The sequence below is a fragment of the Thermoanaerobacter sp. YS13 genome (assembly GCF_000806225.2).
Classification (GTDB): domain Bacteria; phylum Bacillota; class Thermoanaerobacteria; order Thermoanaerobacterales; family Thermoanaerobacteraceae; genus Thermoanaerobacter; species Thermoanaerobacter uzonensis.
This window is the reverse complement of the sequence record NZ_JOOI01000001.1, coordinates 911,446-936,733: the sequence shown is the minus strand read 5'-3', so window position 1 is coordinate 936,733 and position 25,288 is coordinate 911,446. Positions and strand designations below refer to the sequence as shown.

The window sequence follows — 25,288 nt, the reverse complement described above, 5'->3', positions numbered from 1 at the left end:
CAACCTTTTATTAAAATTGTATAATAAAAAAGCAAGAAGTGGGGTTATAGCTCAGCTGGTCAGAGCGCTACGTTGACATCGTAGAGGTCACAGGTTCGATCCCTGTTAACCCCACCATTTTTATATGGGTTACATGGGGATATAGCTCAGTAGGGAGAGCGCATGCTTCGCATGCATGAGGTCAGGGGTTCGAATCCCCTTATCTCCACCAAACTGAAAATAAAATATTTTTATACATAAATTTATTTTTTTTTCACAAGATATAACCGAATCATAACAAAAATGAGGAGGTTATATCTTTTTATGAGGAAAAAGTTAAGATTTGTATTGATTTTGATAGTTTTGCTGTTTACCATATCAATTTTTTTGAGTGCATGTAAAAATACAATTCAAAAACCTTTTTTTAAGCCTTTTGGTAAGCTAGGATTAAAAAAACTTCACGTAGTAGGATTTTATGTTGATTCTGCTGGACCAGACAATTCATATCAATCACTGGTAAAATATTCAAGATATATTGATACACTTTCTCCATTGTGGCTTACTGTAGAAGGAGACGGGACAGTAAAAGATTCTACAAATCCTCAGGCGCTGGATTATGCGAAAAAACAAGGGATAAAGATAGTTCCTCTGGTTAATGTGGCAAACAGCAAAGATGAAGTTCTCTTGGATCCGAATATCCGTGAAAAGGCTATTTCTCAATTAATGGCCTTGTTAAAAAAACATAATTTTGATGGTTACAATATAGATTTTGAGTTTATTCCTCATGGAACTAAAAATTACATTAAAGATAAAGATTATCTAACAGCGTTTGTGAGTAAAATAAGACCTTTGATTAAAAAAGAAGGTAAAATTCTTGATATATCTGTAATACCGCATTATCATGTACCTAAAGAAATATCAGGTATATATGACTATCACAAATTGGCGCCTTTGGTGGATCATGTAACATTGATGACTTATGATAGACACAATGCGTCTACTCCTCCAGGACCTGTTTCTCCAGAACAGTGGGTAGAGTATAATGTGAAAGATGCGCTAAATGAGGGTTTTAAGCCACAGCAAATATGTCTGGGAGTCGCTACTTACGGATATGATTGGCCTGTCAGTAAGAGTGGTGGTTTCTCTCGCCCTACAAAAGAAATACTTACAAAAGCACAAATTCAAGGAATTCAAATAAAGTGGAGCAACCAATACCAAGAGCCTTATTATGTCTATTATGACAAAAACATGGGAATAACGAGAGAGGTATGGTTTGAAAACTCTGCCACTTTAGCTGAGAAGATAGAAGTTGCTAAAAGGTATAATTTACATGGCATATGTGTGTGGAGGATTGGCTTTGAAACCCCTTCTTTTTGGAATGTTATAGGTAAGAAAATAGGAAGCAGATAGAAAAATATTGAAAACATTTAAGTAAAGATATATAATAAAGATGTGATTACCAAATTATTGGGGGGATTTTCATGGATTTAAATTCCTACATAGACAATATGAGAGATGACATTATAAAATTTGTTCAAGAGTTAGTCAAGATAAAAAGTGTACAAGATGAGCCAAAACCAGGTATGCCGTATGGAGAAGGTGTTGCGAAGGCATTGCACAAAGCTTTAGAGATTGCACAAAGTTTAGGCTTTAGGACTAAAAACGTGGATGGATATGTAGGGTATGCAGAATACGGCGAAGGAGAAGAAATGATAGGAGTTTTGGGACATTTAGATGTAGTTCCAGAAGGTGATGGGTGGACCCATCCACCTTATGGTGCTGAAATACATGAGGGAAAGATATATGGAAGAGGTACTGTAGATGATAAAGGCCCTATAATTGCTGCTTTATATGGGTTAAAAGCTATAAAAGACGCTGGGTTAAAGCTTTCTAAAAGAGTAAGAATTTTATTTGGAACAAATGAAGAGACAGGTTCTCACGAAATTGCTTATTATTTAAAACATGATGAAGCTCCTACTATGGGTTTTACTCCTGATGCTCAATATCCAATTATATATGCAGAAAAGGGGATAACAATGTTTAATGTGGTAAAAGACTTTAATAAAAAGCCCAGTAATATAGTTATAGAATATATCAAAGGTGGAGAAAGGCCCAATGTAGTGCCGGGCTATTGTGAAGCTGCCTTAAAGGTAAAAGAAGCAGATAAAAAGAAAGAAATTCAAGATAAGTTAAAAGCTTTCGTAAAAGAGAGTGGTTACAATTTGAAGGCTGAAGAGAAAGGCGAAATGCTTGTAATCAAGTCAGTAGGGGTTTCGGCTCATGGCAGTCTTCCACACTTAGGAAAGAATGCTATAATGCAATTGTTTCTCTTCCTTGACAGAATAGATTTAGAGGATAGCGATGTCAAAGATTTTATACATTTCTTTGCTAAAAATGTGGGAATGGAAACAGATGGAAAAACTTTTGGCATATACTTAAAAGATGAAACAGGAGAATTGACTTTTAACGTTGGTACTATTCAATTAGATGAAAACAAAGGAGTATTAGGATTAAATATTCGATATCCTGTAAAATATAAATATGAGGATTGGATGAATATTTTCGAAGAGAAAATCAAAACTAATGGGATGAGAATAGAAGACATGCTCCATCAACCACCTTTGTATTTTCCACCAGACCATCCTTTGATAAAAACTTTGAGCAAAGTTTATGAGGAACAGACGGGACAGAAAGCAGAGCTTTTAGCAATAGGTGGGGGAACTTACGCCAAGGAGATGCCTAACACAGTAGCATTTGGGCCTGTTTTCCCAGGCAAACCAGAGTTAGCACATCAAGCAGATGAATATATAGAGATTGAAGATCTGATATTAAATGCAAAAATTTATGCTCACGCTATATATGAATTAGCAAAATAAAATCCCTCTTTTGAGGGGTTTTATTTTAAACTAAAATATAATTTATTTTCTTCTAGCACAAATCCTAATTTTTCCCAAGGCAAAGATGTATTATTAGAATATACTGAAATGACACCAATATCGCGTAAAAACTCAGAAACAGTTTTTATAATTTGTTTTTCTAGTTCTTTTTTGTCAATTTCTTTTTCAAAAGACACAGAAAGTTCATTAATTATAATTCTATTAACTGGCTCATAAGGGTCCTCGAAAATTGTCAACCAAAGGCGAGAGTTTTTTTCAATTCCGTTCAAAAGGATAAACCATTCAGTATCGTCTTCATATTTTAGAATATGTTGTATAAAGTTAATTCCTGAGGTTTTTTCTATTTCCCACTTCATAAGGGAAAGGTATTCGTCGCTAAGAATTTCGCTCAAAGTAGTGTTTATGCATCTTAAGGATAATAAGTCATTCATGATATCCCTCTTTTCATAAAATGATATTCTTATTTAGCGGTTTTTACTATATAGTATATGTTACTATACAAGTAAGTGGTTTTATATCATAAATTCTATTTAAACGTTTAAATTCCTTCTTTTTATTAAAAAATTTGTGATTGACATGTTTTATGAGGATGTGTATAATAAAAATATAGAAAGTGGGGTTATAGCTCAGCTGGTCAGAGCGCTACGCTCACATCGTAGAGGTCACAGGTTCGATCCCTGTTAACCCCACCAATAATATGAAGATTTTCCGGCGTTATAGAAATGCCGGAATTTTTATTTTTTTGATGTTTATGAAGGAATGGTAATATTTAATTCTGTTGCCCAAGGAGACAGCTCTATTCTTTTTATGTGCTATCTTCTTCAATGTTTTTGTAATTATTCTCTAAGTGGTAAATGCGTCTATACCTATTTGAGGGAGATACAAAAAGGTTCTTGACTTTACTGTTTTAAATTGATAACATAAATTACAACATGTGACACACACTAGTAATCATTACTTTCGTTATTTTTGATTGGAATTATGGACAAATCAACAGAAACGTAAATCCACTTATTCTAAATGGAGAAATATTTATAAAATGCTTAGCGATATTAATAAACATTTTTATAAAATTCATGTATATCAGGAAGGTGTTATAGGTATGGAAGAATTGAAAAAGAAGGTCATTTCTTTTATCGATAGTATTAAGGGGGAGATTTTTGAAGTTGCTGATGAGATATACAAAAATCCTGAGCTTGGAAATCAAGAATTTAAAGCTTCAAAACTACTAAAGGAAAAAATAAACGGTTATGGTTTTTTAATAAATGAAGTAGAAGGTCTGCCAACTGCTTTTTTGGCACAGAAAAAACTTAAAAAACCTGGTCCCAGGGTGGCGCTTTTGGCTGAGTATGATGCTCTTCCAGAAATAGGTCACGCTTGTGGTCATAACCTAATTGCAGCCGCGAGTTTTGGAGCTGCAGCAGCCTTAGGGGCATTAAGTGAAGAGCTTTTTGGCGAAGTGATGTTAGTAGGTTCTCCTGCAGAAGAAACTGATGGTGCCAAAGTAATACTAGTAGAAAGAGGTGTTTTTAATGATGTGGATGCAGCTATGATGGTACACCCTGGCAATAGAACTACAGTATATACCACTTCCCTTGCCATAGAAGCTCTGGAGTTTACATATACGGGTAAAGCAGCACATGCTGCTGCTGCACCTCACCTAGGCATAAATGCTCTCGACGCGGTTATCCTTCTTTTCAACGGTATCAATGCCTTAAGGCAGCAGTTGAGACCTGATGCGAGAATCCATGGAATAATTACCGAAGGAGGATACACTCCCAATATTATTCCCGAAAAAGCTATTGCCCGCTTTTACGTGAGGGCAAAAGAAAAAAAATACATGCTGGAGGTAAAGGAAAAAGTAATAGCCTGTGCCAAGGGTGCTGAAGTGGCAACTGGAGCAAAGCTTTCATATAGAAATTTTGAGCTTGGCTTTGACAACCTAGTAACCAATAAAACTATGGCTGAGACATTTAGAACTAATTTAAAGGAACTGGGTTATCATGATATAAGTGATAAAGAAGAGGGCGTTGGTTCAACGGACATGGGAAATGTAAGCCAGGTTGTGCCTTCTATCCATCCACATATTGCCATAGCTGAAGAGGACATAGCCCCTCATGGCTTGGAATTTTTGAGAGCTGCAGGTTCACAGAGGGGGAAGGAGGCAGCCGTACTTGCAGCCAAAGCTTTGGCTATGACGGCGGTAGATATAATGACAAAAGAGGAATTGCTAAAGAAGATAAAAGAGGAGTTTAAAAAAACGGTTGAAATTTCTTAAATATTCCTCGCGAGCAATTTCTTATACCAATCAGAGTAGAAAAAAGCTTGCTGCCTTTATTTTTATGTAATTTGGGCTTGGTGCCAAAACTTTTTATGTTGAGGATAGGATTTTTTTATTTCAGAGTCATATAAAAGCATTATAAGGAAATAAAAGTCACCTCTTGACTTATTATCGAAATGCTGTAGAATGATATTATAATGAAAATCTTATCAGAGTTTTCTGTTTAAAAACTATTGTATGGAGGTTGTATGATGTACATTCCGACAATTAGCCCTTATGCCTTTAAAATTGGTCCAATTGCTGTCCATTGGTATGGAATTTTTATGGCTATTTCTATTGCTATCGGTGGATATTATTTGTACAAAGAGGCAATGAAATTAAATTACGATGAAGACTTTTTATTAAATCTATTAATGGTTGTAGTAATTTCTGGTGTTATAGGTGCTCGATTGATGTTTGTATTGGCAAATTATCCTGAGTGGTTTATTAAAAATCCTATCCAAGTTTTAAAAATTTATGAAGGTGGGTTATCTTGGCATGGTTCAGTTTTAGGTGGTTTTTTAGCAGGACTTTATTATTGCCGTAAAAAAGGTGTGAGGATAAATCCTTTGGAGGATTTTGCAGTTTTAGGTCTTGCTATTGGAAACATATTGGTGAGAATTGGCAATATTTTTAATCAAGAAGTATTGGGAAGACCGACTGAATTTGCATTTGGGAGATGGCCTGCACAATTAGTAGGAGTTGCCATGGGGATAATACTTCTTATAAGATATTTTTATATACAGAAAAAGCATATGCCTGATGGATATCAATTTTGGTCTTTTATATTTTATTATCAATTGATGAGAGGTTTAATTGAAGAAACAGTAAGAGACAATCCTTTAATATGGCCTGTATATTTAAATGAAAAATGGGGAATAGGATTTTTTACTTTAACTCAGTTAGTAACACCTTTCATTTTGATATTGGCATACTGGATGATTAGAAAGGTTTTAAATGACCCCAATAAACAATTTTACAATTAAACTGCCTTTGAGGCAGTTTTCTTATTTAAGGCAAATTGAATTAATCTTTAACTATTGATAAATCTAAAAGGGAACTACTTTATTTTACAACATTTTAATGGTAAAATTATATTTGATAAATTTTTTACAAAGGAGCTGAAAAGATGGAAAAAAGAAAAGTTTTTGATGATTTATTAGTTAGGATTGACCAAATGGCAAGAGAAATTGATGATATGGATGAATTTTATGGTGAAGTTGTTAAGATATTAGCAGACAATGTTCCTTACTACAATTGGACAGGTTTTTATTTCATAAAGGATGGAGAGTTAGTAATAGGACCTTATATTGGTAGACCTACAGAGCATGTGAGAATTAAAGTAGGGCAGGGAGTTTGTGGAAGAGCTGTTGCAGAAAAAAATACTATAATTGTAGATGATGTAACAAAAGAAGATAATTATTTGGCTTGTAGTCTTGAGACGAAATCGGAAATTGTAGTGCCAATATGGGTTAATGGCGACATAATAGGAGAAATAGATATTGACAGCGATGATTTAGCTGCTTTTGATGAAGAAGATAAAAGATTTTTAGAAAAAGTTGCAGAGATTATAAGTCGAAAACTTAAAAAATAGATATCCATTGGCTTTTGTGGTATAATAATTGTGTCAGGAAGGAGGATAGGCTATGAGAGAAAGAGTAGAAGAAGTATTAGAGCTTTTAAGACCATCTCTTCAAGCAGACGGAGGAGATGTAGAACTTATTGACGTTACAGATGATGGAATTGTAAAGGTAAGATTGACAGGCGCTTGTGGAGGATGCCCTTTTGCTACGTTGACGCTGAAAGAAGGCATTGAAAGGGCTATCAAAGAAGAAATACCTGAAGTGAGGGAAGTAATAGCAGTTTAAAAATCCGGGTAATCCGGATTTTTTTGTTATATAAGCAGGAATTTTTAACCATACATAGAATAGTATATATGGGAATATTTTCAAGGAGGTCTATGTATGGTTAAAAAATTTTGTTTAGCAGGATTGATTGTCTTGATATTATTTTTAAATTTATCAAGTGCCTATTCAGAAGCTAATCCTTATTCAGAAGAAAAAATATTACAAAAAATAATAATGAAGGTACCTTTTACAAGGGGATTAAAATTGGTAGAACATAAGTTGAAAAATGGGTTATATAGCTTTAAATTTGAAGGAAGTAATCCATTTAAGAATTTAAAAATTGTATACAATACTGACAATGATAAATTAGAGTATATAGATTACTATGTAAATACTTTTACACCTTTAGACAAAAATTTATCAGAAAAATATTCAAAAAGTGAGTCTATAGTTTTAGCCCACAATTTGATATCTTCAATTACAGGAGAAGAATATCAATTTGCAAAAAGCCTTTCAGATGATGAGTATATTGATGAAAGTTTAGAAAAACCATATATTTATAAGTTAATTTTTAAAAAAGTGATAAATCACCTGATAGTGGATAATAGAGAAATAGTTGTGTACATAGATTCTCATTCAGGAGAAGTTGTTAAATTTTTTGGTGAAAATCTTTCGGAAAAAGTGAAATATGAGGATACAAAGGATATTAAAAGTATTGGCGAAATAAAAAGCCTATATCAAAAATATATTGTTCCTCAGCTTATGGCTTATAAAGAAGACAAAAAGTATCAGTTGGTGTATATTTCCTCTTTGAATCCTTTGTTTTATGGGATTGATGCAAAAAGTGGTATTTTTATTGATTATAAAGGAAATGATATTAAAGAAGAAATGATTACACTGGATTTTTTAAAGTTAAAAGACGATTGTTTTAATTTAAAAAGTCCAGAGATAATTGCTCAAGATATATCAAAAAATTTAAAAATAGATAAAATTTCTTTGCTCAAATCCGGTTATGTGAATAATTTTTATTTGACGGGTAAACCGGCTGTGACTTATGATTGGAATTTTACAAGTTTAAAAGACAAAATTTTAAATATAAATGTAGCAATTGATTCTCACGACCAGAGTATTCTTCACTTAGGTTTTGGATATTGGAATTATAATGAGAAAGATTTTAGAATACTTGATATGGAAGAGGCAAAAACATATGTGAAAGAACATCTTTATAATTATTTGTCTTGTGATTTTTTGGTAGCATATCCTATGAATTATCGAGATAATAAAATTTATACTTTTTATAGACAAACAAACAATACGATAATTTCTAATAATTATATAACCATTGAAACAAATGAGGAAGGAATAGTTAAAAAAATAATCTTTAATTGGGATTATATTGATTTTCCAAAGATAAACAATACTATCAATATACAAGTTGCTCAAAATATTTTTATAGATAGTGGTTTTAAACTGTACTATTTTATAACAGAGAATAAAAAAGGTAAATTAGTGTATATACCTAACTCTTTGGAGTTTATGATAGATGCCAGTACAGGGGAAAAGATATATTACAGTTCTTTAAATTGGGAGGAGGATTAGAGAATGAACAATGAAATTTTGAAACTTGAAGCGGCTGAAGAATTAGGACTTCTTGAAAAGGTAAAAAAAGTTGGATGGTCTAAGTTGTCTGCCCAAGAAACGGGGAAGATAGGCTCTATAGTTAAGAAAAAGATGAAAATGCAACAGGAGGTAGGAAAAAAAGAAAAGTTGTGATATACTCTATTTGAGGTGAATTGCCATGGGGGATATAAATTTGTTTGAAGAGGCTGCTCGCCTCATTAAGCAGTCAAGAAAAACTATTGTATTGACAGGAGCAGGTATATCAACGGAAAGTGGTATACCTGATTTTAGAAGCCCAGGAACGGGTTTGTGGGAGAACTTAGATCCAATGGAGGTTTTGTCAACGAGGGTATTGTACAATTTCCCGGAGAAATTTTATAAAGTTGGCTTCAAGATTTTGTCTTCAATGAGAAATGCTGAACCTAATGAAGCTCATTACATATTAAGCGAAATGGAGAAAGAAGGTATAATTTTTGGAGTAATTACACAAAATATAGACAATCTTCATCAAAAAGCTGGTTCTAAAAATGTATTCGAAGTTCACGGCAATACGAGAGAAGGAAGTTGTTTACATTGTGGGGAAAAAGTCTCTTTTGAAGTTTTAGTGGAAAAAGTAAATAAAAAACAAATTCCTCCTCGCTGCGATGATTGTAATGGCATATTGCGCCCAGATGTTGTGCTTTTTGGAGATCCTATGCCTCATGCATTTGATTTGGCCATAAAAGAAGTAAAGTCCAGCGATTTGTTAATAGTCATAGGTTCTTCTCTGGCAGTTTCGCCTGTGAACTTTTTGCCAGATATAGTAAGACATTTAATAATTATAAATGCGACAGAAACTCCTTATGACCATAAAGCTGATGTAGTTATAAGGGAAAAAGCAAGTTATGCGCTTAGAAATATATGGGATATTATAAAATTTCAATAAAAAATTTGACAATTTGATATATAAGTGCTATGATAGAGAAGTAAATTATTTATCAAGTTTGGAGGAAGATATAAATGGTAAGAGGTAAAGTAAAATGGTTTAATGCCGAGAAAGGCTATGGCTTTATTGAAAGGGAGGATGGCACAGACGTATTTGTCCATTACTCAGCAATTGAAGGTGATGGTTTTAAGACATTAGAGGAAGGACAAAAAGTTGAGTTCGAGGTAGTTGAAGCCGCAAAAGGACCACAAGCTTCTAAGGTAAGAAAGGTAAACTGACGCGAAATCAAACCCTAACATTAAATATGTTAGGGTTTTTTGATATAGGAGGTATTTACTATGAGTGATTACATTGTAAGAGCTACAGCTTACAATAATAAAATATTAGCTATTACAGCCTTTTCAACACAAACTGTGCAGAAAGCTAAAGAAATTCACGATCTCACACCTACCACTTGTGCAGCTTTAGGGAGAACTTTGACAGCTGTTGCTATGATGCGAGTTATGATGAAGGGAGAAAAAGATAAGGTTACCTTAGTTATAAAAGGTGATGGACCGATAGGAAATATTATTGCAGTGTCAAATTATCCGGGAATTGTCAAAGGGTATGTAGGAAATCCTAAAGTGGACTTACCACTGTCTGAAAAAGGAAAATTAGATGTAGGCAAAGCTGTTGGTAAAAATGGATATGTGACTGTTATAAAAGATATAGGTTTAAAGGAACCTTACATTGGAACTGTAGAGCTTCAAACTGGGAAAATTGGGGAAGATATAGCCTATTATTTTTATGCCTCTGAGCAGGTACCTTCTGCTGTTGGGGTAGGAGTGTTAGTTGGAAAAGAAGGAAATGTTTTAGCTTCTGGAGGCTTTATTATAGAATTATTGCCTAATATTGAAGAAAAAATTGTAGCAAAGTTAGAGGAAGCACTCAGGAATATTTCTTCAGTTACAGAATTATTAAGAAATGGATATCTGCCAGAAGATATATTGAACCACATATTAGGGGGGATGGGACTTAATATTTTAGAAAGAGTAGATTTAAGATATGAATGTGATTGTTCACAAGAAAGATTTGAAACTGCTATAATTGCTCTTGGAAAAGAGGAGATAGAAAAACTTATTTCAGAAGGACAATCTGTTGAAGCTGTATGCCATTTTTGTGGTAAAAAGTATTTGATAGAGGAAAGTAGGCTTAAAGAATTGCTGAGAATTGCAGAGGAATAAAGCAAATTTAAGAGAATCATCGATATTTTTTATTTTTAATTAGACATAAAGGCGAAAAAATCCTCAAAATAGTGTTGACTAATAGCAGTTTTTTATGTATACTATTACTTGCACGGCAGTAGAATGGTCGTATAGCTCAGCTGGGAGAGCACCTGCCTTACAAGCAGGGGGTCATAGGTTCGAGTCCTATTGCGACCACCACGGCCCAATAGCTCAGTTGGTTAGAGCGCCAGCCTGTCACGCTGGAGGTCGAGGGTTCAAGTCCCTTTTGGGTCGCCAGTTATGCCTCGATAGCTCAGTTGGTAGAGCAAGGGACTGAAAATCCCTGTGTCAGTGGTTCGATTCCACTTCGAGGCACCATTATGCGGACATAGCTCAGCTGGTAGAGCATCACCTTGCCAAGGTGAGGGTCGCGAGTTCGAGTCTCGTTGTCCGCTCCAATATGGCGACATAGCCAAGTGGTAAGGCAGAGGTCTGCAAAACCTTTATTCCCCGGTTCGAATCCGGGTGTCGCCTCCATAAAAATATGAAACTTTAGTGAATAAGGTTATGAAAAAGCCCTAGATGGGGCTTATATTTTTTAATTTTTAAAATTTAATTGTTTATAGTCTTTTGGATAGGAGGGAAATTATGGAAAAAATTATCGACATAGAAAATATAGAACAAATTATAAAGGAAAATGATATGGTATTTCTTTATTTTTCTACACAAGATTGCGGAATATGTACTTCATTGCTTCCTAAACTTGAAGGAATGCTAGTAAACTATCCAAAAATAAAAAGTTTTCACATTCCTATTGACGAGATTCCGCTGGTTTCTGGTAAGTTTTCTGTTTTTACTGTTCCTACTGTAATAGTTTATGTGGATGGAAAAGAGGCAATAAGAGAGGCTCGTTTTATAAGTATGGACACATTGGAAGAAAAAATTTCAAAATATTACTTTATTTTCTTTGAAGAAACTGCATAAAATTTTATGTAAAATTTTTTCATTTTTAATTTAAATTTAATTTGCTAAAGTAGTAGTTTTTTTGCCAAAATTTTTATATAATATTATGGGGTTGTTAAATGTTTTTTGTGGAGGAAGCATTGTGAAGGGGAGAAACATTCTTATTGTCGATGATAACAAACTTACAAGGGAAATTTTGAAAGATATTTTAGAAAATGCTGGGTATGGGGTGCTAGAGGCTAAAGATGGAGAAGAGGCTTTACAAATATACAGGAATAAACTACCTGATATGGTAATATTAGATATAATTATGCCAGGCATGAATGGCTTTGACCTTTTAAGAATTTTGAGGAAAGAAGAAGAAAATTTGATGCTTCCTATAATACTTTTGACTTCACAGGACAATTTTGAAGAAAAAATTAAAGGGTTGGAATTGGGTGCAGATGATTATTTAGTGAAACCTTTTAATGACAAAGAACTTCTGTTTAAAGTCAATAATTTGTTTCAGCGGATAGAACACAACAGAATGGCCAACCCTCTTACTGGTCTTAGAGGAAATATTGACATTAAAGAAGAAATAAAAAGGCGAATTAAAGAAAACAAGCCTTATGCCATTTTGTATATTGATTTGGACAATTTTAAGTCTTATAATGATTACTATGGTTTTCTAAGAGGAGATAATGTAATAAAACTTACAGCCAAAATTTTATCAGATGCTGTAAATCTGATTGGAAATGAAAGAGATTTTTTGGGACACATAGGTGGAGATGATTTTGTGATAATTACTACTCCTGATAAAGCTGAAGAGATGTGTAACTATATAATTTCTCGCTTTGATGAGGAAATAAAGTATTTATATGACGATGAAGATAGAAAACGGGGTTACATAGAGACAATTGGTAGGACTGGCGAAAAGATGATGTTTCCACTGGTATCAATTTCTATTGCTATTGTCACAAATGAATTTAGAGATTTTAAAAATGATTTGGAAATAAGTGCAGTAGCTGCTGAATTGAAAAAGAAATTAAAGACAATGGATGGAAGTTGTTATTTAAAAGATAGAAGAAAAGGTTAAGGGCATACAACAGTATGCCCTATCTTTGTATAAAAGAGGTGAAAAAATGTTTAATCCTTTTGTTCCCCATGGCAATTTTAAATGGATTGTAATTGATGGAAGAGAGAGGAAAATTGGAGATAGTTTGTCTAAGTTAGGGATAAAAGTCTTATATACTGAAAAATGTCCAGATTTATATGATGCTATTTCTTTTCATCCCGATATACTTTTACATCCGTTGGGAGATGGAGAAGTCATTGTAGCTCCCAATGTGACACTAGAGTTTATACACAAATTGAAATTAATAGGTTTAAAAGTAAAAATAGGGCAAACTTTTTTGAAACGTAACTATCCTTATGATATCGCATATAATGTAGCAAGATTGGGAAACACAGCTTTTCACAATTTGAAGTACACAGATCCTGTTTTAAGAGAGTCCTTAGAAAGAAAAGGTGTCAAGTTTTTAAATGTAAAGCAAGGTTATACAAAATGTAATATGGCAATCATAGATGACAATAGTTTTATAACTTCAGACAAAGGAATATTTGAGGTGGCAGTTAAGAATGGTTTTGAAGCGCTTTTGATAGAACCCGGAGGCGTTTTTTTAAAAGGTTTTGAATACGGATTTATTGGCGGTGCAATGGGACTTATAGGAGATAAAAAATTAGCAGTAACTGGTGTATTCAATTCACATAAAAATTATGAAAAAATTATTGAATTTTTAAATAAAAAAGGAATTGAAATTATTTATCTTACTTTTAAACAAATAAAAGACATTGGTTCCATCATTCCACTGATTTAAAACAGATAAAAATGATAAAAAGACACATATACTATTAACGAAAGGAGTGAGAAAATTGCAACTATTTTCCATAGGTATTTCAAAGGATTTAAAACTAGATGGAGAAAATTTAAAACATGGCTTAAAAAATTTAGCTGAAAATGGTATAAAGATTGCGATAAATTCTAATGTGTGTGGCTCAGTTACCTATTATAGCTTAAAAGTGGAGGATAAACAAGACTTTAATAATGTTGCGAGAATAAGAAATTATATAGCGGAAGCTATTTCAGATATAATTGTTAACCAAATTGACAAACGGATAATAAGAAAATTAATCAATAAATATTACCATTATTTTTCAGAAGATGAAAAGGAGGAAATAGAAAAAATCGCTTACAATATTTTAGAAGATGATGTGAATAAAGAGACATTTAAATTAGCAAAAAAAGAGCAAATTTTTGTATTGGTAAGAGATTTTTTAAAAGAGAGTGATTATATAGACTTAGAAGGGTTTGTGAACTTTAGACTGAGGGATTTTATTAGTGAACTTAGCGAAGTAACAGATAAGGCTGTTGATGAATTTTTAATGAAAAAAGAGTACAATGAGTTTATAGGTTTGCTTAAATACTTCGTCGAATTACAGGATTCAAAAGTTGAAATATTGAATATCATTGTCGACAAAAATGGCAAATTTAAACTTTATGATGAAAATGACAAACCAATATCTAATGATTTTATTAATGAAATAGTTGCTGAATTAAAAGATGGTGTTATAAGTGATGAAGATGCTTTGATAAGCACGCTTATAACCATTGCTCCTAAAAAAATATTTTTTCATTCTATTAACAATATGAGAGATAATGAAATTCTAGAGACGGTTAAAAAAGTTTTTAATGACAAAGTAGAAATTTGCTATGGCTGTGAATTATGTTCAAAGATTAAATGTGAAAAATAGCCCAGCTTAAGGCTGGGTTTTAAAATTCGTCAAAATCTGATATTATTATATTTGTGATTTTTTAAGATTTAGAGGTGGTGGAATGCAATTTTTAACAAGGATGCTATTTTTAGCTTTTGTAGGAGCAGCTATTGGATGGTTTACGAATTTTGTGGCAGTGAAAATGCTGTTTAAACCTTTAAAACCAATAAAAATTTTAGGAATCGAGGTACAAGGTCTTATTCCTAAAAGAAAGTATGAAATTGCTAAATCAGTGGGAGAAATTGTAGAGAAAGAACTACTATCTTTTAATGATTTATGGGATAAGCTTTTAACAGAAGAAAATCGCAAGTTTCTATTATCGAATTTGGACTTAAAAGTTAAAGAAGTTACAGAAAATAAGCTTCCTTCTTTTCTTCCCAAGGCTATAAAAGAGATGATATCAAACTACATTGGTGATATTATAAATAGAGAAGTAGAAGTATTTTTGAATTTTCCTCCTAATGAAGTGGTGGAGATTATTTCAAAAAAACTTAAAATATCAGAAATTGTAGAGGAAAAGATAAAAAGCTTCAAATTAGAAAAATTGGAGGATGTGGTGATAAAAATTGCTCATAGTGAACTTTATATGATAGAGATTATGGGGGGAGTTTTAGGGTTTTTCATAGGAGTATTGCAAGCAATTGTGATACAATTTTTATAAGTTATTATTGACAAATGTCCGAGAGGAAGATATAATGATTAAAAAATTAAATATTAAAGCAATGAGGGGGAAAGTAGATATTTAAAGAACATCACAGAGATTGAATGACATAGGCTGAGATCATTCAAATGTTCTGAATATCGAAGACCACCCCGGAGCTGCGGATGATGAATCCGAACGGTTATTCCGATATAATACCAGAGTATAAAAAAGAGTGGAACCGCAGATAACCTCTGCCTCTTTACGGGGTAAGAGGTTTTTTATTTAAATAAAAAATTTTACAAAGGAGGTAATTGAATGATTATAATATTAAAGGATGGCACACAAAATGAATTTGAAAAGGGTATGACAGTTTATGAAATAGCTAAAAGTATAAGTAAAAGATTAGCAAAAGAAGCTGTTGGGGGAAAGTTTAATGGTAAAGTAGTAGAACTCAATACAAAAATTGAGGAGGACGGAAAATTAGAAATTTTGACTTTTGATGATGAAGAAGGAAAAAGGATTTATTGGCACACTTCTTCCCATATTTTAGCACAGGCTGTAAAAAGGCTTTTTAAAGATGTGAAATTGGCAATTGGTCCGGCTATAGACAATGGCTTTTACTATGACTTCGACACAGATAGGCCTTTTACTACAGAAGACTTTGAAGCTATAGAGCAGGAAATGAATAAAATTATAAAAGAAGATTATAAGTTGGAAAGGTTTGTCCTTTCAAAAGATGAAGCAATAAAATTAATGGAGGAAAAAGGTGAACCTTATAAAGTGGAGCTAATTGAAGAAATACCAGAAGGGGAGGAAATTTCTTTTTACAAGCAAGGAGAATTTACTGACCTTTGCGCAGGACCTCACCTTATGTCAACAGGCATGGTAAAAACTATTAAATTGTTGTCAGTTGCTGGAGCCTACTGGAAAGGCGACGAAAAAAATAAAATGCTTCAAAGAATATATGGAATAAGCTTTCCTAAAAAAAGCATGTTAGATGAATATTTACATATGTTAGAGGAAGCTAAAAAGAGAGACCATAGAAAATTAGGGAAAGAGTTAGATTTGTTTAGTATCCACCCTGAAGGACCAGGTTTTCCATTTTTCCATCCTAAGGGAATGATTATAAGAAACATTTTAGAAGATTTTTGGCGAAAAGAACATATAAAGCACGGTTATCAGGAAATAAAAACTCCTATAATTTTGAATGAAGAGTTATGGCGTAGGTCAGGACACTGGGACCACTATAAAGAGAATATGTATTTTACTGAAATAGATGGAGAGACTTATGCAATAAAGCCTATGAATTGCCCTGGAGCAATGCTTGTTTACAAGTCTACAATGCACAGTTACAGGGATTTGCCCTTAAGACTTTGTGAATTGGGTTTAGTGCATAGGCATGAACTCTCAGGAGTTTTGCATGGGCTTATGAGAGTAAGAAGTTTTACTCAGGATGATGCTCACTTGTTTATGACTCCTGAGCAGGTGGAAGATGAAATTTTAGGGGTTATAAATTTAGTGGATTATTTCTATAAAATTTTTGGTTTTGAGTATTTTGTGGAATTGTCTACACGTCCTGAAAATTCTATGGGGTCTGATGAAGACTGGGAATTGGCTACAAATGCTTTGGTTTCTGCTTTAAACCGCGTAAATTTACCATATAAAGTTAATGAGGGAGATGGTGCGTTTTACGGACCCAAAATAGATTTTCATTTAAAAGACAGCATAGGTCGTACGTGGCAATGCGGGACTATCCAATTAGATTTCCAGATGCCTGAAAGGTTTGAACTGGAGTATATAGGCTCAGATGGAGAAAAACACAGACCTATAATGTTGCACAGGGTAATTTACGGAAGTATAGAAAGATTTATTGGAATTCTTACTGAACATTTTGCAGGGGCTTTTCCAACTTGGCTGGCGCCAGTACAAGTTAAAGTTTTGCCTATATCCGATAAACACTATGCTTATGCCCAAAATGTATACGGTCGTCTGTTGGAAAATGACATAAGAGCTGAATTAGACGACAGAAATGAAAAAATAGGGTACAAAATACGAGAGGCACAACTTCAAAAGATTCCTTATATGCTGATTGTAGGGGATAAAGAAGTAGAACAAGGAACAGTATCTTTAAGGTCAAGAAAAGAAGGGGATCTAGGCGCCATTTCCTTAAATGAGTTTATAGAAAAAATTCTTAAAGAAATTGCCACCAAAGCTTTATAAAATCAAAATGCTCCTTTAAAGGGGCATTTTGATTTATTGAAAGAATTTAAAAAACGTGGTAATCTAAAATTAAAATATTAATTTTGAGGGAGAGGTATGAAAAAGAAGCTAGAAGTTTACAAGCATTTGAGATATAACATAAAAATGAATATGATAAATGGACTTGCATGGGCTATAGGCTTTAATATGGTTAACCCTTTTATTGGAATATATGCCATAAAATTGAGAGCTGATGACTTTCAGGTATCTCTTTTAAACTCTCTTCCTGCTCTTATGGTGGTAATTGGAGTAATTCCTGTAACTTATTTGATTAATAGCTTAAAGGATGTTCATAAATTTGCTTATACAGTACTGTATATTGCACGAACTTTTTATTTTTTGCTTGCGCTTGCCCCGTTTTTTAATAAAGAGCTCCAACCGTGGGTGGTAGTCGTGTTGGTGGGAGTAATGAATTTACCTTCTATGGCAGTTGGCATGTGCTGGCAGTCCTTTATGAGTGAATTAATTCCCCCAGAATATAGAAGTAAAGTTTTCGCTGACAGAAATTTTTGGACGACAATTGTGGCAACAATTACAGTTTTGATAACAGGATGGTTGCTTGATAAAATAGTTTTCCCTATTAATTATCAAGTAATATTTACTGTTGCATTTATTTTTGGATTAATAGAATCTTATTATTTTTCAAGGTTTCATGTGGTGAAGAGGGATTTGGATGAAGCCAAGTCCGGAAGTTTTTATGAAGCTTTTAAAAACATGTTTGAGTCTAAAAAGTTTATATATTTTAATGTAACTTCTTTTATATATTATTTTGCATGGATGATGGCTTGGCCTATTTTTACCATATATAAGGTGAATTTTTTGCATGCCAACAATGCATGGATGAGTATATTTACTATTGTTTCCTCTATTGGGTCTATTTTAGCTTTTTATAAATGGGCTGACCTGTCCAACAAAAAGGGAAACGGATTTGCTGTTGCATTAAGTGCATTGCTTCTAGGATTTATTCCCCTCATGTGGGCTACAGCTAAAAACCTTTATGTTGGCGCTATTTTTGACTTTTTAGGGGGTATAGCTGTAGGAGGTTATAACATGTTGCTCTTAAATTGGCTGTTAGAGCTTTTACCTCCTACTTCAGAAAAAATGAGTTACATAGCTGTGTTTACACTAATCACTCAAATTTCCGCTTTTATTGCTCCTATGTTTGGAATGTGGCTTTATACACAAATGGGTTATGTAGCTTTTATGATTTTAACAGGTATTACAAGAATAGTAGTGAGTATTTTGTACTTTTTAGTCGCTAATTATGAAGATGGGATTAAAGAAATGGAAGTAAAGCAGTGAGGAGGGGAAATATGAGATATATTACTGCAGGGGAATCCCATGGAGAAGCTTTAGTTGCTATTATTGAAGGCCTTCCATCAAATCTCTTTATTGACGTAGAATTTATAAATAATGAGCTTCAAAGAAGACAGGGGGGTTATGGGAGAGGGGGAAGAATGGCTATTGAAAAAGATGAAGTACACATCGTAAGTGGAGTAAGACATGGCAAGACTATCGGAGCACCTCTTACATTGGAAATTATAAATAGAGATTATACAAATTGGAAAGATAAAGAAATTCCGCCTATAACAAGACCCAGACCGGGTCATGCAGACCTTGCAGGAGCTATTAAATACGATCAAAGAGATATTAGAAATATTTTAGAGCGTTCTAGTGCCCGTGAGACCGCGGCAAGAGTGGCTATAGGGAGTGTGGCAAAATTGCTTTTAAAAGAACTAAATATTTCAATAAAAAGCAAAGTATTAGAAATAGGTGGTGTAAAAACAGAGGAAGAGTGGATCAAAGTAATTGAAGAGGCAAAGGCTAAAGGCGATACTTTAGGAGGTATAATAGAAATAGTAATTGAAGGGGTGCCTATAGGATTAGGCAGCCATACTCAATGGGACAGGAAATTAGATGCTCTGCTTTCTTATCATATAATGAGCGTTCAAGCAATTAAGGGAGTAGAATTTGGTTTGGGCTTTGAGGCAGCCAAAAGCCCCGGTTCCTTAGTCCATGATGAAATTTATTATGACAAAGAAAAAGGATTTTATAGGAAGACCAACAATGCAGGAGGAATTGAAGGTGGAATTTCAAATGGAAGCCCTATAGTTATAAAAGCTGCCATGAAACCAATTCCTACTCTTTTAAAACCCCTTACTTCTATTGACATAAATACTAAAGAGGAAGTAAAAGCTGCTTATGAGCGTTCAGATGTGACTGCTGTTGAAGCGGCTGCGTGTGTTTTAGAAGCAGTTTGTGCTTGGGTGATTGCTGAGGAAAGCCTTAAAAAGTTTGGTGGAGACTCAATTGATGAGCTAAAAAGAAATTATGATGCTTATTTAGCATATGTGAGAAGTTTTTGAATGATTAACAATAAGTACAATTAAAGGGGGAAGAGGTATGTTAATCAGTACCTCGAAGCACGAAGTTTATTATCAGGCAGGTTACTCTATTGGCAGTCAACTTCTTGTAAATGCCCTAGAAGAAGTACCTGCTAAAATAGGCGAACTTGGAATGGGAGACCTTAAGCTGCAAACTGCAAAAAATGATAAGATAATAGTCAAATGGTATGAGTGTTTAACATGTTCGCACTTGCTTCCTATAGGTGAGCCTCAATGCTATTTAGAAACGGGTTTGTTAGCGGGGGTTCTCAACAAGCTTTTTAAAAAGAAAGTGGAAGTAAAAGAGACTAAGTGTTGGGGGACAGGAGAAAAGTATTGTGAGATGGAAGCTACCATCTATCCTACTTCTACCAGTGAGGGTTTTAATTTCGTTTTTTCAGAAGAAAGCAATAAATTACTTTTAGCACTTGCTGTCCAATCTGTTCAAGCAAATAAAAACTATCAAGAGGTCCTCTTAGGGTATATGAACGACGTGAAAGAATTATCTTTAAGCAACGTGGAAACCCTCTTTCATGTGATGCCTTTTGGTCTGATAATTGTTGATAGTCAAGGAAAAGTAGTAAAAATAAATAAAATTAGTGTTCATATGCTAGGCATTGTTGGACAAAGGGTGCAAGGTCGATTGTTAGAAGAGATAATACCTTTAACTAATTATTCTGAAATACTTACGGCGGGTAAACCTCAAGTATGGACCTTTTACAGCACAAAAGGGGAAACTATTATTGTAATAGGCATGCCTTTTAGTGTCCATGTTAAAAATGAATACATGCTGTTTCAACTTTTACCTGCTGAAAGAGAACTGGTATATCATCTTTTGGAATCCATTACAAAGTCAGAAATAGGAATTGAATATAACTATAAAGTTAGAGAAGTCAATTGCTCTAAACCTTTTCAATTTAATCATATTCGAACTTTAAATTGGTGTTTTAAAAACGTTTTAATTTTAGCCCAAAAAGCAGCTAAAACTAATGCTACCATCTTAATTGTAGGAGAGAGTGGTACAGGAAAAGGAGTGTTAGCACAGGCTATTCATCAGGAAAGTTTTCGCCGCCATGGTCCTTTTATAAGAGTGAATTGTGCTGCTATCCCTTCTGAACTGTTGGAATCTGAACTTTTTGGGTATGAAGAAGGTGCTTTTACTGGAGCTAAGAGGGGCGGAAAGCCTGGTAAATTTGAATTGGCAGATGGAGGAACTATTTTTTTAGATGAAATTGGAGATATGCCTCTTAGCATGCAGGCAAAACTTTTAACTGTCTTGCAAGAAAAAGTGGTAGAAAGATTGGGAAGTACTAAGGCAAGAAAAATAGATGTGCGGGTGATAGCAGCGACTAGTAGAAATTTGGAAAAAATGGTGCAAGAAGGATGTTTCAGGGGAGACCTTTTTTATCGCTTAAACGTAGTTAAGCTGTTACTTCCTCCTTTACGAGAAAGGCCAGAAGACATACCGTTGTTGGTGGAAGATATTTTAAAGAGAATAAACGAGGAATATGGGAAAAAGTTGCGGATTTCTCTTGCAGCTATGGAATATCTTTTAAGCTATTCTTGGCCCGGCAATGTGAGGGAATTGGAAAATGTTTTAGAGAGGAGTGCTATATTGGCTGAGGGCGAGGAGATTCAGCCTTTGATAGACTATTTTGGACTAAATAAAAGTATAAAGAAAATTTCACCACTTTGTGAAGTCCAAATGGAAGCAGAAAAGGAAGCTATTATTCGAGCTTTAGAAGCTTTTGGTGGCAAAAAATCATATGCTGCTAAAGCATTAGGTATCTCTCGGCAAGCTCTTTATGCTAAAATGGTTCGCTATGGATTGCTTAAAAAATAGTGTTAATTTTTTTTGACGTGCAAATTTAAATTGACATGATAGATAACAAGACCGGTTGATTTTAACGGTCTTTTTCTTTTGGCACGATTTTTGCTAAACATATAGAAATGGATTTCAGGTGTACCATATAAGGATTGGAGGTATTTGAATGAAAATTGCTATTTCTGGGAAAGGTGGTGTAGGTAAAACCACTATAGCTGCAGGTTTAATTAAATATTTTGCACAAAAGGGTTACCAAGTATATGCTGTAGATGCAGACCCTGATACCAGTTTGGGGATGGTACTAGGGCTTCCTGAGGAAAGGATTGGCAGTCTTAAACCCATTGTAGCTATGCGGGAATTGATTGCTGAACGGACAGGGGGAAATGGTGCTTTCTTTTCTTTAAATCCGGATGTAGACAGTATTTTGGAAGATTACACTATTCGAAATGGCAATATTCTTTTTTTAAAAATGGGAGCCGTCAAACCGGGAGGTTCTGAGTGTTATTGCCGGGAAAACATGGTACTTAATGCTCTTGTAAATTCTATTATTTTAAAACGCAAAGAAATTGTAGTTATGGATATGAGTGCTGGAATTGAGCATCTTACAAGAGGGACTGCCCGTGGGGTAGACATCATGCTAATTGTCGCGGAACCTACTCTGGTTAGTATACAAACAGCCAGAACTATACAAAAACTAGCTACAGAACTTGGTATTTCCAAGATAAAATTTGTCGCTAATAAAATTCGTCAATCAAAGGATGAAGAATTCATTATGAAACATTTATCTCCAGATAATGTGATTGGATTTATTCCTTTTCAAACAGAAATTTTGGATCAAGCAGCTGGTTTTATAGATGAATACTCTTTTAGTGTTACAGCTATTACTGAGCTAGCTGCAAAGTTATTAAACTAAATTTATCCTAGAAATTGTGTTATAAAAATAAAAGAGGAGAAATTGTTAATTAAGTGTTTCTATAATAAAACCTGATTAGAAATCTTGGCTTTAATTAGTTGGCAATGCAAAGATTTAACAAATTTTTAAATATTTTTTGAAGGAGGGTACATGCATGGAAAACGTACATTCGATAGATCCTGCTGTTACAAAAATGTTAGAAATTGCTCGTAAGCAAGGAATGGAAACTGCATGGGATCGTTATCTAGCTCAAAAACCCCAGTGTGGTTTTGGAGAACTGGGGATTTGTTGCCGGAACTGTAATATGGGACCTTGTCGGATTGACCCTTTTGGTGAGGGACCACAAAAAGGAGTTTGTGGTGCTACAGCCGATACTATTGTAGCTCGCAATCTTCTGCGCATGATTGCAGCAGGAGCATCTGCTCATTCTGACCACGGACGAGATGTAGTGGAAACTTTAAGGGGAGTTGGTACTGGCGAGGCTAAAGATTATACCATTAAAGATGAAAAAAAGTTGATGACCCTGTGTAAAGAATTTAATATTACTACGGAAGATAAATCAATTCATGAAATAGCTCAAGAATTAGGTGAAGCAGCTTTAGAGGAATTTGGGACACAAAAAGGTTACATCCAGACAATAAAAAGGGTACCTCCTCAGCGGAAAGAAATATGGAAGAATTTAGGTATTATACCTAGGGGTATCGACCGCGAAATTGTAGAGTCATTGCATCGCACACATATGGGAGTAGATCATGATCCGGCAAGTTTAATTTTACATGGATTGCGTTGTAGTTTATCAGATGGTTGGGGAGGCTCAATGCTGGCGACAGAGTTTTCTGATGTTTTATTTGGTACTCCTCGTCCTATAAGAGGCCAATGTAATTTAGGAGTTATTCGTGAAGATGCAGTAAATATAGTAGTGCATGGCCATGAACCTGTTCTTTCTGAAATGTTAGTGGAAGCAGTACAAGACCCAGAGCTTGAAGCTTTAGCCAAAAAGAATGGAGCTAGCGGCATTAATCTAGTAGGTATGTGTTGTACTGGAAATGAGATTCTTATGCGTCATGGTATTCCATCTGCGGGTAATTTCCTACACCAAGAACTGGTGGTCATGACTGGTGCAATAGAAGCCATGGTGGTAGATGTGCAGTGTATTATGCCTTCTCTTGCCCAGCTTGCTTCTTGTTATCATACTAAATTTATTTCTACTTCCCCTAAAGCTAAATTTCCTGGAGTTTTGCACATACAATTTGAAGAACATCATGCGTTGGATGTTGCGCGAGAAATTGTACGTCAAGCGATAGAGAATTATCCTCATCGCAATAAGAGTCGTGTTTTCATTCCCAAAGAAACTGCTGAGTGTGTAGGTGGATTTAGTGTAGAAGCAATCTTAGAGGCGTTAGGTGGTACTTTGACTCCACTTATCGAAGCTATTAAGAGCAAAAAGATACGTGGTATAGCGGCGCTAGTAGGATGTAATAACCCGAAAGTTACTCATGATTATAACCATGTTAATATGACTAAAGCTTTAATTGCTCAAGATGTATTAGTAGTAGAAACTGGTTGTGCTGCTATAGCTAGTGCTAAAGCGGGATTGCTTTTACCTGAAACAGCACAACTGGCAGGAAGTGGGCTGGCGAGTGTATGTCGTACACTCGGTATACCTCCAGTCTTGCATATGGGCTCTTGCGTAGACATAAGTCGTATTCTAGTTATGGCTGCTGCTATTGCAAAAGAGTTAGGGGTTGATATAGCTGATTTGCCAATAGCAGGAGCTGCACCAGAATGGATGTCAGAAAAAGCAGTGAGCATAGGAGCTTATGTAGTGGCATCAGGGATTTTTACTGTATTAGGAACTGTCCCTCCTGTTTTGGGAAGCAAGACAGTAACTGAAATTCTCACACAAAAAGCTAAATATCTCGTAGGAGGTTATTTTGCTGTAGAACCGGATCCTTTTAAGGCAGCAGAGCTTATAATTAATCATATTGACGAAAAGCGTGCAGCTTTAGGTATATGAGGAGGAGAGGGAGAAAAAATGCCAAGAGAGACGTTGATTAAACAGGAAGTGGAAGGCGTAAAGCGTAGGGAAATTTTTGTTCGCTATGATCGCTGTGTGGGTTGCCGTTCCTGTGAGTTAGCTTGTGCGGTAAGTCACACAGCATCCCGAGACCTCTTTGAAGCTATTTTAAGAGGTGAAAAGTCAAAGAAGCGTATTTATGTAGATCAAATAGATCAAATAAAAGCTCCAGCTGTTTGCCGGCATTGTGAAGAAGCACCTTGTGTGGCTGTTTGTGTTACTGGTGCGATGCAGAGACGAGAAGATGGAGTTAACATAGTTGATTTATTTCGCTGTATTGGTTGTTGGATGTGTGCCTTAGTTTGTCCTTTTGGTGCAGTGAGCCGAGGTGAAGGTAAAGCAATAAAATGTGATCGAGAGTGCGTGGATGAACAAGGTATACCAGCTTGTGTTCGAGCTTGTCACACTGGTGCCTTGGTTTTTAAGACTGTAGAGGAATTTGAAGCTGACCGACGTCGAGAAGTTGTTACTTCATTAAAATAATATCTTTGATAAAGGAAGGTAGAAAGACTACTTTTCTACCTTTCTTTATCAAAAATCGTCTTCCAACTAATAGAAAGTTAGAAAATAAAAAATTAAACAAGTTTAAAGAGCTACTGTTATTATGTGGATATTTTGAA

24 protein-coding genes, 8 tRNA genes and 1 other annotated feature are annotated in these 25,288 nt (G+C 34.5%); of the genes, 31 read left to right on the top strand and 1 reads right to left on the bottom strand.

The window, feature by feature from the left end; genetic code table 11:
* Positions 1 to 40: 40 nt before the first annotated feature.
* The 4 genes from THYS13_RS04860 to pepV all read left to right on the top strand — a co-directional run bounded on the left by THYS13_RS04860 (position 41) and on the right by pepV (position 2,855).
* Positions 41 to 117 (top strand) — tRNA-Val (locus THYS13_RS04860).
* An 18-nt stretch (positions 118 to 135) separates the two neighbouring features.
* A tRNA-Ala gene (locus THYS13_RS04855) sits at positions 136 to 211 on the top strand.
* A gap of 92 nt (positions 212 to 303) precedes the next feature.
* Positions 304 to 1,389, top strand: coding sequence for a glycosyl hydrolase family 18 protein (locus tag THYS13_RS04850; protein ID WP_042833390.1), 1,086 nt, complete (start codon positions 304 to 306; stop codon positions 1,387 to 1,389).
* A gap of 71 nt (positions 1,390 to 1,460) precedes the next feature.
* Entirely contained in the window at positions 1,461 to 2,855 is a 1,395-nt protein-coding gene (gene pepV, locus THYS13_RS04845; RefSeq protein WP_042833389.1) for a dipeptidase PepV, read from the top strand.
* 20 nt (positions 2,856 to 2,875) lie between these two features.
* Here pepV and THYS13_RS04840 read toward each other — a convergent pair whose 3' ends face one another.
* Positions 2,876 to 3,307 (bottom strand): hypothetical protein, encoded by a 432-nt coding sequence (locus tag THYS13_RS04840; RefSeq protein WP_042833388.1) that lies wholly within the window; start codon positions 3,305 to 3,307, stop codon positions 2,876 to 2,878.
* 184 nt (positions 3,308 to 3,491) lie between these two features.
* On the opposite strand from THYS13_RS04840, the gene THYS13_RS04835 reads away from it, so the two are divergent.
* The 27 genes from THYS13_RS04835 (at position 3,492) to THYS13_RS04705 (ending at position 25,151) form a co-directional block, all read left to right on the top strand.
* Positions 3,492 to 3,568: transfer RNA gene (locus tag THYS13_RS04835), tRNA-Val, on the top strand.
* A gap of 410 nt (positions 3,569 to 3,978) precedes the next feature.
* A complete protein-coding gene (locus THYS13_RS04830; RefSeq protein ID WP_042833961.1) occupies positions 3,979 to 5,154 on the top strand; it encodes a M20 family metallopeptidase in 1,176 nt (391 codons plus the stop codon).
* Between the two features lie 254 nt (positions 5,155 to 5,408).
* On the top strand, positions 5,409 to 6,182 hold the full coding sequence (locus THYS13_RS04825; protein WP_042833387.1) for a prolipoprotein diacylglyceryl transferase: 774 nt from the start codon (positions 5,409 to 5,411) through the stop codon (positions 6,180 to 6,182).
* Between the two features lie 143 nt (positions 6,183 to 6,325).
* Positions 6,326 to 6,790 carry a GAF domain-containing protein gene (locus tag THYS13_RS04820; RefSeq protein WP_042833386.1) on the top strand — a complete coding sequence of 155 codons (465 nt, stop codon included), beginning with the start codon at positions 6,326 to 6,328 and terminating at the stop codon, positions 6,788 to 6,790.
* A 52-nt stretch (positions 6,791 to 6,842) separates the two neighbouring features.
* On the top strand, positions 6,843 to 7,064 hold the full coding sequence (locus THYS13_RS04815; protein WP_042833384.1) for a NifU family protein: 222 nt from the start codon (positions 6,843 to 6,845) through the stop codon (positions 7,062 to 7,064).
* Between the two features lie 96 nt (positions 7,065 to 7,160).
* Positions 7,161 to 8,642: a hypothetical protein gene (locus tag THYS13_RS04810; RefSeq protein WP_042833383.1), complete on the top strand. Its 1,482-nt coding sequence runs from the start codon at positions 7,161 to 7,163 to the stop codon at positions 8,640 to 8,642.
* 3 nt (positions 8,643 to 8,645) lie between these two features.
* A complete protein-coding gene (locus THYS13_RS04805; protein WP_042833382.1) occupies positions 8,646 to 8,816 on the top strand; it encodes a small, acid-soluble spore protein, alpha/beta type in 171 nt (56 codons plus the stop codon).
* Positions 8,817 to 8,841: 25 nt separating this feature from the next.
* Positions 8,842 to 9,588 carry an NAD-dependent protein deacylase gene (locus THYS13_RS04800; protein ID WP_042833381.1) on the top strand — a complete coding sequence of 249 codons (747 nt, stop codon included), beginning with the start codon at positions 8,842 to 8,844 and terminating at the stop codon, positions 9,586 to 9,588.
* Between the two features lie 74 nt (positions 9,589 to 9,662).
* Complete coding sequence (locus tag THYS13_RS04795) at positions 9,663 to 9,866, top strand: cold-shock protein (RefSeq protein WP_003867228.1); 204 nt, start codon at positions 9,663 to 9,665, stop codon at positions 9,864 to 9,866.
* A gap of 60 nt (positions 9,867 to 9,926) precedes the next feature.
* Entirely contained in the window at positions 9,927 to 10,811 is an 885-nt protein-coding gene (gene hslO / locus THYS13_RS04790; protein ID WP_042833380.1) for an Hsp33 family molecular chaperone HslO, read from the top strand.
* Between the two features lie 125 nt (positions 10,812 to 10,936).
* Positions 10,937 to 11,012, top strand: a tRNA-Val gene (locus THYS13_RS04785).
* 1 nt (position 11,013) lies between these two features.
* Positions 11,014 to 11,090, top strand: a tRNA-Asp gene (locus tag THYS13_RS04780).
* A gap of 5 nt (positions 11,091 to 11,095) precedes the next feature.
* A tRNA-Phe gene (locus THYS13_RS04775) sits at positions 11,096 to 11,171 on the top strand.
* A 4-nt stretch (positions 11,172 to 11,175) separates the two neighbouring features.
* Positions 11,176 to 11,251 (top strand) — tRNA-Gly (locus THYS13_RS04770).
* Positions 11,252 to 11,255: 4 nt separating this feature from the next.
* Positions 11,256 to 11,330, top strand: a tRNA-Cys gene (locus THYS13_RS04765).
* A 111-nt stretch (positions 11,331 to 11,441) separates the two neighbouring features.
* Entirely contained in the window at positions 11,442 to 11,777 is a 336-nt protein-coding gene (locus THYS13_RS04760) for a thioredoxin family protein (RefSeq protein WP_042833379.1), read from the top strand.
* Positions 11,778 to 11,898: 121 nt separating this feature from the next.
* Positions 11,899 to 12,831, top strand: a complete 933-nt coding sequence (locus THYS13_RS04755; protein WP_042833378.1) for a response regulator — start codon at positions 11,899 to 11,901, stop codon at positions 12,829 to 12,831.
* A gap of 46 nt (positions 12,832 to 12,877) precedes the next feature.
* Positions 12,878 to 13,612 carry a DUF6873 family GME fold protein gene (locus tag THYS13_RS04750; protein WP_042833377.1) on the top strand — a complete coding sequence of 245 codons (735 nt, stop codon included), beginning with the start codon at positions 12,878 to 12,880 and terminating at the stop codon, positions 13,610 to 13,612.
* Between the two features lie 55 nt (positions 13,613 to 13,667).
* Complete coding sequence (gene ytxC / locus THYS13_RS04745) at positions 13,668 to 14,546, top strand: putative sporulation protein YtxC (RefSeq protein ID WP_042833376.1); 879 nt, start codon at positions 13,668 to 13,670, stop codon at positions 14,544 to 14,546.
* Between the two features lie 82 nt (positions 14,547 to 14,628).
* A complete protein-coding gene (locus THYS13_RS04740) occupies positions 14,629 to 15,228 on the top strand; it encodes a DUF445 domain-containing protein (RefSeq protein WP_042833375.1) in 600 nt (199 codons plus the stop codon).
* Positions 15,229 to 15,280: 52 nt separating this feature from the next.
* Positions 15,281 to 15,472: a binding site (T-box leader), on the top strand.
* Positions 15,473 to 15,525: 53 nt separating this feature from the next.
* Entirely contained in the window at positions 15,526 to 17,430 is a 1,905-nt protein-coding gene (gene thrS, locus THYS13_RS04735; RefSeq protein ID WP_042833374.1) for a threonine--tRNA ligase, read from the top strand.
* 96 nt (positions 17,431 to 17,526) lie between these two features.
* Positions 17,527 to 18,771: an MFS transporter gene (locus tag THYS13_RS04730; RefSeq protein ID WP_042833373.1), complete on the top strand. Its 1,245-nt coding sequence runs from the start codon at positions 17,527 to 17,529 to the stop codon at positions 18,769 to 18,771.
* Positions 18,772 to 18,782: 11 nt separating this feature from the next.
* Positions 18,783 to 19,835, top strand: a complete 1,053-nt coding sequence (locus THYS13_RS04725) for a chorismate synthase (RefSeq protein ID WP_042833372.1) — start codon at positions 18,783 to 18,785, stop codon at positions 19,833 to 19,835.
* Positions 19,836 to 19,872: 37 nt separating this feature from the next.
* Complete coding sequence (locus tag THYS13_RS04720; RefSeq protein WP_052210465.1) at positions 19,873 to 21,696, top strand: sigma 54-interacting transcriptional regulator; 1,824 nt, start codon at positions 19,873 to 19,875, stop codon at positions 21,694 to 21,696.
* Positions 21,697 to 21,844: 148 nt separating this feature from the next.
* Positions 21,845 to 22,591, top strand: a complete 747-nt coding sequence (locus tag THYS13_RS04715; RefSeq protein WP_042833371.1) for an AAA family ATPase — start codon at positions 21,845 to 21,847, stop codon at positions 22,589 to 22,591.
* 154 nt (positions 22,592 to 22,745) lie between these two features.
* Positions 22,746 to 24,608 (top strand): anaerobic carbon-monoxide dehydrogenase catalytic subunit, encoded by a 1,863-nt coding sequence (gene cooS, locus THYS13_RS04710; protein ID WP_042833370.1) that lies wholly within the window; start codon positions 22,746 to 22,748, stop codon positions 24,606 to 24,608.
* Between the two features lie 18 nt (positions 24,609 to 24,626).
* Entirely contained in the window at positions 24,627 to 25,151 is a 525-nt protein-coding gene (locus THYS13_RS04705; protein WP_052210464.1) for a 4Fe-4S dicluster domain-containing protein, read from the top strand.
* Positions 25,152 to 25,288: the final 137 nt, after the last annotated feature.